Source organism: Cellvibrio sp. BR (assembly GCF_000263355.1).
In the GTDB taxonomy this organism is placed as follows: Bacteria; Pseudomonadota; Gammaproteobacteria; order Pseudomonadales; family Cellvibrionaceae; genus Cellvibrio.
Map to the genome: position 1 here is coordinate 192,962 of NZ_JH668200.1, position 13,599 is coordinate 206,560.

Annotated in this window: 8 protein-coding genes; 1 reads left to right on the forward strand and 7 read right to left on the reverse strand. The window is 51.1% G+C overall.

The genetic code is table 11. The features are described 5' to 3' along the window. Positions 1-100: 100 nt before the first annotated feature. The gene (locus O59_RS00815) at positions 101-565 is read right to left on the reverse strand and encodes an Rsd/AlgQ family anti-sigma factor (protein WP_007638507.1); all 465 of its coding nucleotides are present in this window, start codon (positions 563-565) and stop codon (positions 101-103) included. 155 nt (positions 566-720) lie between these two features. Next, positions 721-1,221: a disulfide bond formation protein B gene (locus O59_RS00820; protein WP_007638508.1), complete on the reverse strand. Its 501-nt coding sequence runs from the start codon at positions 1,219-1,221 to the stop codon at positions 721-723. 244 nt (positions 1,222-1,465) lie between these two features. On the opposite strand from O59_RS00820, the gene O59_RS20790 reads away from it, so the two are divergent. After that, entirely contained in the window at positions 1,466-2,071 is a 606-nt protein-coding gene (locus O59_RS20790; protein ID WP_007638509.1) for a flagellar basal body-associated FliL family protein, read from the forward strand. Positions 2,072-2,132: 61 nt separating this feature from the next. Here O59_RS20790 and gshA read toward each other — a convergent pair whose 3' ends face one another. From gshA to O59_RS00855, 5 genes are all read right to left on the reverse strand, one after another. Next, on the reverse strand, positions 2,133-3,746 hold the full coding sequence (gene gshA / locus O59_RS00830; protein WP_369727857.1) for a glutamate--cysteine ligase: 1,614 nt from the start codon (positions 3,744-3,746) through the stop codon (positions 2,133-2,135). 111 nt (positions 3,747-3,857) lie between these two features. Continuing rightward, entirely contained in the window at positions 3,858-4,208 is a 351-nt protein-coding gene (locus O59_RS00835) for a hypothetical protein (RefSeq protein WP_191966528.1), read from the reverse strand. A gap of 195 nt (positions 4,209-4,403) precedes the next feature. Next, the gene (locus O59_RS00840; protein ID WP_007638513.1) at positions 4,404-10,064 is read right to left on the reverse strand and encodes an alpha-2-macroglobulin; all 5,661 of its coding nucleotides are present in this window, start codon (positions 10,062-10,064) and stop codon (positions 4,404-4,406) included. Between the two features lie 325 nt (positions 10,065-10,389). Then, entirely contained in the window at positions 10,390-12,642 is a 2,253-nt protein-coding gene (locus tag O59_RS00850) for an arginine/lysine/ornithine decarboxylase (protein WP_040390994.1), read from the reverse strand. Positions 12,643-12,949: 307 nt separating this feature from the next. Then, positions 12,950-13,450 carry a hypothetical protein gene (locus O59_RS00855; RefSeq protein ID WP_007638519.1) on the reverse strand — a complete coding sequence of 167 codons (501 nt, stop codon included), beginning with the start codon at positions 13,448-13,450 and terminating at the stop codon, positions 12,950-12,952. Positions 13,451-13,599: the final 149 nt, after the last annotated feature.

Sequence of the window (13,599 nt, forward strand, 5' to 3'; positions counted from 1 at the left end):
GGCGGGAGCGATCCCGCACTGCCATATATCAATGGCAAGACATAAAAAAAAACCCGCTACGGCGGGTTTTTTTTATGCTCTGACAAAGTCGGTTAACCCATCAGTTAACCAGATCCTTATGCGAGGTATGAAGTACCGAGATCAGACGGTCTTCGGCACTGAAACGCACTTCCAAGGCTTCACCCAACAGGGACAAATCGCTGGTCAGTGAGCTCAGGTCGTCGGTTTCCAAATACTTGTCATTAAAATCGAGTAACTTTTCGGTGGTTTTATCGACTACATCGTAGAGTTTACCCGCCTCTTGCAGCGCGTCAGCATCGTCAAACTCACGCCCCTCTTTGATCAACTGGTCGTAGACTTCAAAGTGACCTGCCGATACATAGTCCACCAGGATTTGGCAAAAGCTGCGCAACTTTTCCCCGCGCTGCACATCGCTCAAGTCCTGATCCAGACCACTCAGGGCGCAGTATTGCACCAGCATTTGCTGACGCTCTTCCAACCAGCGGTCGATAATTTCACTTACACCGCCCCAGCGTTCTTTGGCACTTTTGCAATTTTCTAACATCAGTTATTCCTATCCATTTTCGAAAGAGGTGTGCTTTGCGCGGATGTGCTGTACGCGAGATAGTCCGCGACAACCACTGTTTTCAAGCGCAGGTGCATAAATTCAGTTGGTCACAATAGGCGATCTGACGCATGAGGGCAAGACTGCATCGCGCTTTATGCCTGTGTGCGGTGCGCAGGGCGCAGGGCTTGGTATAAATTGGCGCCAGCCAGCGCAATAAATGCCATAAAAGTCCAGGCCGCAAGGCTCAAACCGAGGATCTTATCTACATGGGCGCAGTTGCCATCCCCCTGTAACAGTAATTTCAGCGCATCCATAAAAGGAAAGACTTCAAACATATAGGAGAGACCTGGCCCACAAGCGGGAACCTGATCTTCCGGCAAACTTTGCAACCAGAGTTGGCGACCAGCAAAACACGCACCGAGGATGGCGCTGGCAATACCGGCAAGCGCATAGGCACGACGGCCGCGATTAGCCGGGTTGTGGATTGCCGCAATCAAGGCTAAGAGTCCGGTTAACACCACAAACCCACGTTGGGTGATGCACAGCGAGCAGGGAACCATTTTCATCACATGCTCCATATAGGCAGCAGCCAACATCATGGCGGTACAGATAACAAAAATAAGCAGATTGGTTTGACGCACACTGGGAGACATGAACAATCCTTACTTGAAGAAGTTAACGAGGTAGCGGTCGTTTTATGGCTATAGGAATAATGATGGCTATGTTAAGCAATTATGCGCGCCCAGAGCCAGACATTTAGCCCGCAGCGATTTAATTCAGCGTAGGTTTGCACAGTTGGACAAACGAATAGACTATGCTTTGAGGCATTCGTCAATCGCGCCAAGCAGCGCCTTGATTTGAGCGAGAAGAATGGCTGAAGTTCACAGGGGAGAGATTATGAAACGCGGTAGGTTTGGTCTGGCATCCAGTCTGATTAGTAAAAGAGCGGGTATCGCATTGGGTATGACATTGAGCATTGCACTGGCACTGCCCGCGCTGGCAGCAGGCGGTGGAAATACCGGCGCGCCTGAGGGCATTAACTATATTCCCATCACCCCACCGCTGGTGGTGAACTACGGTGGCCCCGGCAAGGCGCGTTACATAAAAGCGGAACTATCCATTCGCAGCGAAAATGCGGCGGACGCCAATACAGTGACTCACCACCTGCCGCTCATTCGCGATCGCCTGGTCAGTATTTTGAGCGCGCAGAGCGATGAAATTGTAAGCAGCGTGGAAGGAAAAGAATATTTGCGCACTTACGCGTTGGCAGAAATTAACAAAGCCCTGCTGCAAGTACAGGGGTTGGCGCCGCAGCCAGCCGCAGAAGCAACACCTACCGCCGTAGCGCCAACAACACCTGCAGCACCCGCAACAACAATCGCGCCTACAGAGGGCAGTTCAGCGGCAGCGACGTCAGCGACCGCTAGCACTTTACCCGTAGTGACAGCTGTTAAAGGCCCCGCATCGGATTTATATTTCAATAATTTTGTCGTGCAAAAATAAGCGCAGAATTAAATACCAGAGCATCACCGCCGCGCAGCCTCTGGCGACGGTGATGCATCACTCAGCTCGCGCAGCGACAGCCGCGATATTGGGCGTAATAATTTTCCAGATATTGATCAAAACTGATTTGCTGATCGGCCTCCAGCACAGCTTGCGCCTGTAGGGACGTTTCACTCATCTGCGCAAATACCGCCTGCTGTGCTGCCGCCAAGGGGCGATCCGCAAAATACGCGCGCTGCTGTTCTGCGAGGGCCAGGGCGTGGGCGTAAAAGCTTTGCCCCGCCTGAGTCATATCGCGCAATACCCGCGCCGAAGGTGTTAACTCCGGGTTGGCGATTTTAGCGCGCTGATGCTCCAGCGCCTGCTGATGTGCCGCCCCACCTTTGGCCTGATCCAACAATTGCGCCGCCGCCATACTGCCCCGCACAATTTCCTCCGCCCACTCGCGCATGGCGATTTCATGTTCACCGCGCAGCAACTTCAGCGCAGGATCGCGCCCGCTATTCACAATACGCTTCTGGTTTTCCTGCCCCTGATAAAACTCCCGCTCGTCGGTTTGCGGGCTATCGCTCAGCAGGCAATAAAGCAAAAACGCATCCATCACCTGCATTTGCTCTTTGGTGATGCCAAGCGGCTCGTAGGGATTCAAATCCACGCAGCGCACTTCTACATACTCCACCCCGCGCAGACGCAGCGCTTGCAGTGCCGTCTCGCCGCGCCCGGTAGTGCGTTTGGGACGGATGCTGGAATAAAACTCGTTTTCGATTTGCAGCAAACTGGAATTGAGTTGCTGGTAATTGCCCTGCCCGTCTTTCACCCCAATCTGCTCATAGGCGGGATAACTCTGGGTGATACCGCCGCAGAGCGTGGCCAGGTAATCGCTCAGGTTGTTGTAATTCACCACGAGACTTTTTTGTGCGTCGCTCTGGTAGCCCAAATCACCCATGCGCAGCGAAGTCGCATAAGGCAAATACATGGTTTGTTCGGCAGCGGGGAAGGGCTGGAGTTTATGGGTGCGATCTTTCACAAAACAGGAACAGACCGCGGGTGATGCACCAAACAGATAAATCAGCAGCCAAAAGTTGCGACGGAAATTGCGGATCAACCCAAAATAGCGCTCGGTTTTAAAATCCTGCAGCGCTTGTTGATTGCCCGTTTGTTGTTGTAGCGCCAACCAAAACTCATCGGGCATACTGAAGTTATAGTGAATCCCGGCGATAGTCTGCATTGAGCGACCATAGCGGTGCCCCAAGCCCACGCGGTACACCGTTTTCATCCTGCCGGAATTGGACGAGCCATAACGCGCCACCGGAATCTCATCATCCGTACCCAAGGTGCACGGCATGCTCGCAGGCCACAGGCGCTCGTTGTTAGCGGCCAAGTGCTGGTAGGTAAAACGGTGAATATCATCCAACTGCGCCAGCAGTGGTTCCACATCGGCAAACGGCTCGGTGATAAATTCCAGCAGCGCTTCGCTGTAATCCGTGGTGATATGCGGATGGGTTAACGCAGAACCCAGCGCGCGCGGGTGATCAGTTTGCGCCAGAGTGCCCTGGGGGGTTACGCGCAGGCTCTCTTTTTCCAGACCGCGCAAAATACCGCGCAGACTGGCGTTAGCTGCAGGCTCGGCAAACGCACTCAGCAGTTCGCTGGATAAACCGTGATCATGTGACAATTCAAAATCCTTGGGCGACAAGCGCAATCAAGCACAAATAAAAAAGCCGCCGCAGCGGCCCACTAACAAAGTGTAGAACAGGAAGCGACTAGCGACAGCACTGCGCAGGGATCAGCGCGATGGCTCGTCGGGCAAGGCAGCCACCGGATCAACAACAGCTTGATCAGCATGCGCCTGCACTGCCTCCGCCTCAAGCGTCGCCAACAGATCTTTACCCAACTTGGGCAATGGCTCGGGCAGAATTTCCGGGTCAATCGATGGCAAGCCCTTCTCATTGGGTGAGCAGCTAATGATCTTGATACGCTGGGTATAGTCCTTGGAACTGGCCTCAACCATCTGGTTAATCGCTTCATCTTTATGCGGCGTTTTGTACAGCGCGTTCAAATCGCGACCATCCAACCAGTTGTTTTGTTTACCAAGAAAGAGATTGTGCTGATTTTGCAAAATAAATATTTCACTCATAACCTGAGCCATCCGGAATATGTGAAAGCAGAGTAAGTCGCGAATGTTGGGGTGATGGTGCAGAGTTTCAAGGGTACAAGACGATTCATAAATTGTTGCGGTTCATTCCTCACCAGCACCCTGTAGGTTGCTGGTGAGGAATGAACCGCAACAAAAAATTAACACAAACCCACAATCTCTAATCAGCGTTAGGTTTTATTTTCCCACCACCTCAACCCAATAGCCTTTGCTCTTCGCCTGTATTTTTTCGTTGTACATGGCGCTTGCGTTCCAACCGGGCAAATAAAATTTTCCTGCGTAACTCGCGTTTAAAATTATGCGCAGGGTGACGCTGGTTTGGTTGCGTTCCTGATAGCGATAATTCCAGTAGTAATCGCGCCACAAACTGAAATAACCCAGCACTCGATCATCGCGGATGTCCAAATAATCAATACCTTTAGGCAGTTGTGAGCCCTCCAGACGTTCATTGCGGATTTGCCAGCCGCTGGGCATTACGGCGGTAAGCGCGATGTTTTCGATATTGCTGGTCAATAATTTATCAAACTCGCCGCTGACGGTAACTTCGGCTACAAAGTCGGTGCCTTGTGGCAGTTGCTCGACATCCAGCGGTTCGTTAGCCAGCGTTAAAAAATTAACCTGCAGTGCCAAACCATTACTGATGGCTTCTTCACGTAAGTTGGCCGGTGTGCCGCGATTACTCACCACCACGCGAATGGGTTTGTCGTGATCGTTGCGTACCGATACTTGTGGTGAGTCCAGCGCGCGGCGGAACACTGGGCTGTTACTGCCCTGACTGGTCCAATCGCTTTCGCCTGTTTGTTGATAAGAAAATTTTATGCCGTTGCTGCTTTGATTAGCGCTGGCAAATTCACTCATCGCCAACAGTGCCCAGGCGATACTTTGTGTGGAGTACCAACCGTCACTCGACAATTCGTTGGCAACTTGTTCAGCCACTTCCCAGGTTGTTTCTTTATTTGCATTCACGCTCACCAGAGTTGCTAACAACAACCCGCGGTCACGCATTTCGGAACCGTAGGTGTACCCTGAATCTTTGTAACTCGGCACAGTATTGGCAATCGTGCCCAGCACATCCTGCGCAGCATCTTTTAAACCAACATGTTGATAAGACATAGCCAACAACCAGCGCGCAGGCATGCGGTAGTCCTGCAGATTCTGCTGATTATTTTTAAAGGTTTCGCGCAAACGGTTCATTGCCGGTAGTTCAGCGCTGTCCGCTAAGGCGAGTGTATAGAGGCGATAGGCGAGCACCATCTCGTCGTAATAATTACCTTGAATTTGCGGGTTGCGCGCCGCATTGCGCTGATAGTTTATCCAACCATTTAATAGCGCAGCGGGCACGGCGTAACCGGCACGTTTCGCCTCCACTAAAAAATGCCCGGCATAACTGGATGCCCATTCATTCACATAGCCATCACCCGACCAATAACTGAATCCGCCACTGGCATGCTGGAAACCATACAAGCGTTTAATGCCCGCGTTAATGTTGTTATCAATTTCAATTTTTTGTGCGTCACTCAGATTCACCAATTGCGCAAGACGCAATTGTGGAAATACCGATGAGGTCACTTGCTCCAGGCAGCCGTGCGGATAACTAATTAAATAATCCAAGCGCTGCTCAAGGTTGAGCGGCGGCAAGGTGCTTACTTCAAGGCTCGCCTGATTAGTGCCAATCATGCCGTGAGCTTGCAGGGGCGATTGCCAGACTTCGCCCGGCTGCAATAATTTGCTCTGCCACAGACTGGTAGGCGGATTCGCCGCGCGTGAGTCGATATAAATTTCTTGCGTGGCGGTTTCATTGCCTGAGGTAGCGGTAATTTTCACACGGCCTTTACCGAGGCGATCATTCACCTTCAATTGCAAACTGGCAATCGCATCGCCCGGTTCACTAAAGTTCAGTGTTGCAGCGCCTTTTTCCACGGTAAAAATTTCATTAGCTTCCACCGAAATTTTTACTTCGCGAATATCTTTTTCGCTCACAAATACATTAACCGGCAAATTCACTGCTTCACCGGGACCAAGCACGCGTGGCAAGGTGGCAAAAAGTGTGACTGGCTGAGTGACGGTCACGGTTTTCTCCACACTGCCGTAGGCGCTGGTTGCATTGCTATTATTTTTTACATTGCTATTAGTTTTCGCGCTGGTATCACCCGCCACCAACATAACGCGCACCGCACCCATATAGGGTGGCAGGGTAATTTTATGCGCGCGGGTTTCACCGGCTTTTAATTCAAACGCACCAAGGAATTTCACTACCGGTGGAAAGCGACGCTCGCGGCGTTTGCGCTCGGCTTCCAAGGCGGCATCGGAGCCACCAATTGCCAACACTCGCTCCAGCGACGCACCATAACCACCAACTACCTGATCAAATAAATCCCAGGTGCGCACGCCCAGCGCTTCACGTTTGTAAAAATAATCGTGCGCATCCGGTGCGCGGAAATTGGTGAGGCCGAGTAAACCTTCATCCACCATCGCCAGAGTATAGGTCATAGCACGCTGATTTTTTTCGCTAACCTTGATGCTAAATTCGGTTTCAGGGCGAACTTTTTCTGCCACGTCCAATTGCGGCTGCAAACGGGTTGCAGGGTCTTCCACCAGCAGCGGCACTATGCCGTATAAACGCATCGGCGCTTCAGCAACACGCTCCTGATGCGGCAATATCAGTGCAACCTGGGCGTAAACGTTAGGCGCCATCGCCGAGGTGATGGGAATTTCTATTTCGGTTTGACCCGCTCGTAAATCCAGCCAACGCGACTCCAATACTCGCGTGCCATTTTCAATACTCAGCAATACGCGCCCTTCACGCGCATTGGGCAAACGTACCTTGGCAACATCACCGGGTTGATATTTTTCTTTATCGGCCGAGAGCATTAATTGGGTGGCGGAATCAGCACTGGCCGATGAATCGTAACTCCAACCTAAGTAAACCACCTTGCCAGCGCAGTGCGCCTGGGCATCGCCTTCGCTGTTGTCGCACACGCGAATAATATGGCGCCCCCAATCGTATTTATTTTTTTCCAAGGTCCAATTTATGCGGCCATTGGTATCGCTCACCAGAGTTTCACTGTGCACCGGGCGATGACTACTGTTGGTAAAATATTCGGCAAGATTTTCATTGTTTTCATCCCACCACCAACGCCAGCCGATTTCATAAACCTGTAAATCCACTTTGCGCGACGCGGCCGCTTTGCCCTGTGCATTTAATGTTTGAATGAGTACCGGGTGATCGGCATCGCGACCAATGGCATCCATGTAACCGCTGCCTTTGGGAATATTAATACCAACCCAATGATCAAATGGCAGTAATTCATAGGGGCGCAAAATTGTGCTGAAATTACCGCTCTCTTCAAACACGCGAGTCACAAAGGTGGCGGTGAGTTTGCCCGGCGGTGGCGATGACAAACTGACATTCACCGGAAAGCTGGCGTTGCCACTTTCATCCACTTGGCCATCAAATACTTTTTGCGCACTGCCCGCAAAACTGCGCACCGGGTCATCAAAAGTAAATTGCTCAAATCCCGCAAATACCGATTCGCGGGCACTCAGTTTTAATTCCGAATCTGCTTTTAAATTTTTGGCGGTAGCGCCCTGCAACCACTGGGCAAAGAGTGACACTTGCGTTGGCATATTGCGCAACCGCAGCGGTGTTTCTGTGGGTGTTAAATCCACTTTCAAACGGTTGGGCACCACCATTTCCACTTTAATAATTTTGTCGAAATAACGATTACCCACATGCACCACTGCGCGATAATTTCCGGTGGGTGCTGTCTCTTCGGTTTTTAACGCAAAGGTATAAAAATTATTGACCGGTTGCACATTGGTTTGGCTCAGCACTTTTTTACCGCTGGGATCAAATAAATCCAGCGTGACCGGGTGATTGGCGGGTAGCTGTTGGGCTTTATCTTCCAAAATAAAACTGAGGAAAATATCATCGCCCGGGCGCCATACATCGCGCTCGCCGTAGAGGAAACCTTTTAGGCCACCCTTAATGTGTTCGCCACTTACATCAAATTGATTGGTGGGCAGCGCTTCACTGCTGCGCAGGCGCAGATAACCGCGCTGTTTATTGTGAGTGGCTTGAATATAAAAAGGCACGCCGTCGGTAGTTAATTGCAGCATGCCGTAATTGTCGGTAGTGCCACTGCCAATCGGCTGTTGCTGATAGTTGTAGGCAGTGATTTCGGTATTGCCCAATGGTTTAGCGGAATTTAATTCTGTGCTAATGACATGCAGTTGATTATCGCTGCCGCGTTTGGCGAGTAAGCCGATATTGGACACCAAAAAATTGCGTGCTGAAGCAATTTCATCACCATAGTAATAGTAAGTATCATCGCAGGGATTATTGCGCTCACTGTAATTGTAATAACCCTGGGATTGATAATATTGCTGATACCACGCCGGTTCCTCTACGCGATCGTAATAACTTTCACCATCGGAATCTTCCGGCATTTTGGCAACCGGTTCTGTCGGGCGCAGTTGTTCACAGGTGTAAATAGAGTTGCTGCGATCAATGCGCAGCTCCAAACGAATTAACCCATCGGGGTGTTGTGCCATTAGCTCGGATAAATCCAAATTAAAACGCTGGGCGCCCGCGCGGGGAATTTCGGGTAGCTGATAGGTTTTACGCCATAAATAGCGCCCGGTATCGGTCGCAGCGGCAGCAGCGGTGAGTTGGTAATCCTGCAGATATTGGCCAACATTATTGGCAAACACTTTAAAAGCAATCACTTGTACTGAATCCACACCTGCGGCTTCAAAGGGCACAGAAATTTGGCTGGCGGGAGGCAAAATACTGCTGCTACCGACAAAACGCACCAGCGGTTTTACCAACTCAAGCACCACTTTGTGCTCGTAGTCACTGCCCAGGCTTTGCTGCTTCAGGTTATTAATACTGCCGTTGATTTTCAGCGTTATTTCACCGGTATCGAGTTTTTCCGGTGTGTAACGCAGCAGGCTGCCATCGATTACGGCGTTCACGGCTTTACCGTCCAGTGTTACCAAACCGCTAAGATTTTGGCTACTATCGAGCGTGTCAGAAAAATGAATTTCAATCGCGGTATTGGGTTGGCGAATCACCTGTACGCCGGTCACTTGAAAGGTTTTGCGCGCAGGAATTTCCAATTCGCGTGCGCCTTTATCTGCAGAACCTATGGCGCTGCCATCCCAGTTCAAGACAATTTTTCCGGCACTGTCGCCACGCGTTATTGGTGCAATTAAAAAGCGATGGGTTTTACGATCAGTATCCTGCGTCCAAACTACATCGGCATTGCGCTCATTCACCTCAACGCGCAGAATTTTTTTAATATCGTTTAACTCGGCGGTATCGGCGGTAGTGAGTACACCGGTGAGCTGCATCTGACTTTCGTCTTCAGGCATTACACCCAAACTATCCACACGCAAATCAAAATCCTGTTTGATGGTTTGCACTTCAAACTCAAAATCACCGAGCGATTCAGTGATCCCCTGCAACTCACTGGCGTTTAAACGGAAACGAATTTTGCTATCACTGGGCAAGCGCTCAACGGGCTGGATACGCAATTCACTGGTGGAGGTAAACACCAAATTCACCGGCGTCTTGGCATCCAGTGTCAGCAGCTTGTCAGAGAAGGCGGTATTCACTTGCGCTTCATCTACCACCGGATGGGTGAAGCGAATAAATAGCGGGGCTTCTGTCGCAATCCAGCGTTTGGGATAATCTGCAATATGCGCTTCCCATTCCGGGGCGATGGCTTCTGCCGCTGGAGCTTGTTTGTTTTGCTCAGGTGCGGAATTGTCACAGGCACCCAGTAATAAACTCATTAACGCAATGGCACACCATGAAGACCAATGAAAGCGCATAGTAATTCCCTGTTTAATTGTGATGGTAAAGCTGTGTTTGTTACTACAAAAGAAACTGCAGATTAGCCCTGTAAGCGCACGGAGTGCAGCTCGATGGAGTGCGCGGACTCACTGGTTGTTTTGGATTTGGGGCGCGCACCACTCGGGCTAAAAAAATAAATAACCGCCGTTATTATCAGCAACACGACGATAAGGATCATAGATTGTTTTTTTCTGTTCACCGCGACACATCCCTTGGTGTTGTAATTTGATTGAAGCAAAAAAGCCACTCAGGTTACCCGGAGTGGCTTTTGAATTTATAACATTCTGCACATGAACGGCAGGTTTATTGTTTTACACAGTCAACGAAGTAGTCTTTTTTGCCATCCACTTCGCGTTTTACCAAACCGTGTACATCAGTTTCAAAGCCGGGGAACTTCTCGTTGAAATCGCGTGCAAATTTCAAATAGTCCACGATGGTTTTGTTAAAACGCTCACCCGGAATCAACAGCGGAATTCCCGGCGGGTAAGGCGTTAACAAAATCGAGGTGATGCGGCCTTCCAATTCGTTGATAGGTACACGCTCGATTTCGCGATGCGCCATTTTTGCAAACGCATCTGAAGGTTTCATCGCCGGTTGCATATCGGACAAGTACATCTCGGTCGTCAGGCGTGCAACATCATAGGCTTTGTAGAAGTCGTGGATTTGTTGGCACAAATCGCGCAGACCCATACGCTCATAGCGCGGATTTGCTTGCGCAAACTCCGGCATGATTCGCCACATGGGTTGGTTCTTGTCGTAGTCGTCTTTAAATTGTTGCAGCGCGGCTACCAGTGTATTCCAGCGGCCTTTGGTGATGCCGATGGTAAACATAATAAAGAAGGAGTAGAGGCCACACTTCTCGATAATTACGCCGTTCTCTGCCAAATATTTGGTGACGATCGATGCCGGAATACCGGTGTCGCTGAACTGGCCATTTACCGATAAGCCGGGGTTAACGATGGTGGCTTTGATCGGGTCGAGCATGTTGAAGTTTGGTGCGAGTTTACCGAAGCCGTGCCAGTTGTCGTCGCTGCGCAGGATCCAGTCTTCGCGTGTGCCAATGCCTTCTTCAGCAAATTCTTCCGGGCCCCAGACCTGGAACCACCAATCCTGGCCCCATTCTTCGTCCACTTTTTTCATCGCGCGGCGGAAATCGAGCGCTTCAAAAATCGATTCTTCTACCAGTGCATGGCCGCCGGGTGCTTCCATCATGGCCGCCGCGATATCGCATGAGGCGATAATTGAATACTGCGGAGAAGTGGAGGTGTGCATCAAATAGGCTTCGTTAAATGCATCCTGATCGAGTTTTACTTTTTCAGATTCGCGCACCAACACTTGCGATGCTTGCGATAAACCCGCGAGCAATTTGTGCGTGGATTGCGTTGAGAAAATCATCGACTCTTTGGCGCGCGGGCGATCTTTGCCAATCGCGTGCATGTCTTTGTAGAACTCATGGAAGGTGGCGTGCGGCAACCAGGCTTCATCGAAATGCAGCGTATCGATTTTACCGTCGAGCATATTTTTCAGCGTCTCTACATTGTAGAGCACACCATCGTAAGTCGATTGGGTAATGGTGAGGATGCGCGGTTTTTTGTTTACGGCTTCGCGCGCAAAAGGGTTTGCTTCTATCTTGCGGGCGATGCTTTCCGGCGTGAATTCTTCCAGCGGAATGGGGCCGATAATGCCGAGGTTGTTGCGGGTAGGCATCAGGAACACGGGGATTGCGCCGCACATAATAATCGAGTGCAGGATCGACTTATGGCAGTTGCGGTCAACGACAACGATATCGCCCGGCGCCACAGTTGAGTGCCACACCATTTTGTTGGAGGTGGACGTACCGTTGGTCACAAAGTAGCAGTGATCGGCGTTAAAAATGCGCGCGGCATTGCGTTCAGACGCGGCGATAGGCCCGGTGTGATCCAGCAATTGACCGAGTTCTTCTACCGCGTTACATACGTCGGCGCGCAGCATATTTTCACCAAAAAATTGGTGGAACATTTGGCCGATAGGCGATTTCAAAAATGCCACGCCGCCGGAGTGACCGGGGCAATGCCAGGAGTAGGAGCCGTCTTGCGCGTAATGTACCAGCGCGCGGAAAAACGGTGGTGCCAAACCATCAAGGTAGGATTTGGCTTCGCGGATAATGTGGCGCGCCACAAATTCCGGCGTATCTTCAAACATGTGAATAAAGCCGTGCAGCTCGCGCAAAATATCGTTGGGAATATGGCGTGAAGTGCGGGTTTCGCCGTACAGATAAATCGGGATGTCAGCGTTTTTGTAACGGATTTCTTCCACGAAGGCGCGCAGGGATTTCAGCGCGTGGTCGGTCTCTTCCAAAGAGCCACCGCCAAATTCTTCGTCGTCGATCGACAAAATAAATGCAGAGGCGCGCGATTGCTGCTGCGCAAATTGCGACAGGTCACCGTAGCTGGTAACACCAACTACCTCCCAGCTTTCATTTTGGATGGCCTCCGCGAGTGCGCGTATGCCTAAACCCGAGGTGTTCTCGGAGCGAAAGTCTTCGTCGATGATGACGATGGGAAAGCGAAATTTCATGGAGTCTCCATAAAAGGTATAAGGCTGGAATTTCACTTGCTGGCGAAACGCCTCTGGGTGCTGCTTGTAAGGTATTGCTTATAGGGTACTACTGATTAGGTGATCAGGTTGGTTGGGTGGCGCACCATCCGGCCAGTCTGCCTGAGGGGAGACCGAGGAAAACCGGAAAGGAGTTGAAGCCATTTGGCCGCGCATTTCCCGGTTTACACCTTGGTGACCCGGTACAACTGCGCCGGCAATTGTAAAGCACTTGGATGGATTCAAACACCCATAAATTTGTCGCGGCGCCAATCAGTGCACTTAAAGATTAAGGTGCAGGTGTGACAGGTTTGTCATCGGTGACGGGATTAAGTTCGGCATCGCGGGTGATTACCTCCCGTGCAGCGGGCATTTGCGCGTCTATCTGCGCCTGTTCTTCCGCCGTGGGCACTTTGTAGCCGCGCGGCCACATGCCGTCCAGGTAATCCCAACCGTAACCCCAGCGATAGTTCGACATCCAATAGGGGCTGCCACCCCAGCGCACATTGCCGTAGATATAGTTGGCCATGCCCGTCCCCTGCGCCAGTTTCACGCAGGCGAGAATATCCTCATCAGCCTGTTTTCGCTGCTCTTTGGTGCCGCCTTGCCAATAGGCCAAGTCATGGGCGACGCAGCAGTGGCGCCACAAATTGGGCTGCTCGGGGGTACCATCGAGCCACAGGGAACAGCCGTCGGTGGTAAAGGGTTTAAGGCTATTAGCCGCGCTCGGATTGGAGAAGCCTGAGCCACAGGTGACAAGCAGCAATGCGGCACACAAAAACACACGCATGGGTTAATCCTTACTCCAGACAATAGTTGCGGAATATTAAGGAGGGCGATTTTACCCACTGAGGGGATAAACACTATCACTTTTTTCCCGCGCGATATGGCCTCGCCCCTTACGCCCAATGCCAGTACAATGCTGCCAGTCATCAGAGA

Coding starts and splice junctions, on each gene's coding strand:
- O59_RS20790 (WP_007638509.1), top strand. CDS start 1,466: ATGAAACGCGGTAGGTTTGGTCTGGCATCCAGTCTGATTAGTAAAAGA.
- O59_RS00840 (WP_007638513.1), bottom strand. CDS start 10,064: ATGCGCTTTCATTGGTCTTCATGGTGTGCCATTGCGTTAATGAGTTTA.
- O59_RS00850 (WP_040390994.1), bottom strand. CDS start 12,642: ATGAAATTTCGCTTTCCCATCGTCATCATCGACGAAGACTTTCGCTCC.
- O59_RS00820 (WP_007638508.1), bottom strand. CDS start 1,221: ATGTCTCCCAGTGTGCGTCAAACCAATCTGCTTATTTTTGTTATCTGT.
- O59_RS00835 (WP_191966528.1), bottom strand. CDS start 4,208: ATGAGTGAAATATTTATTTTGCAAAATCAGCACAATCTCTTTCTTGGT.
- O59_RS00815 (WP_007638507.1), bottom strand. CDS start 565: ATGTTAGAAAATTGCAAAAGTGCCAAAGAACGCTGGGGCGGTGTAAGT.
- O59_RS00855 (WP_007638519.1), bottom strand. CDS start 13,450: ATGCGTGTGTTTTTGTGTGCCGCATTGCTGCTTGTCACCTGTGGCTCA.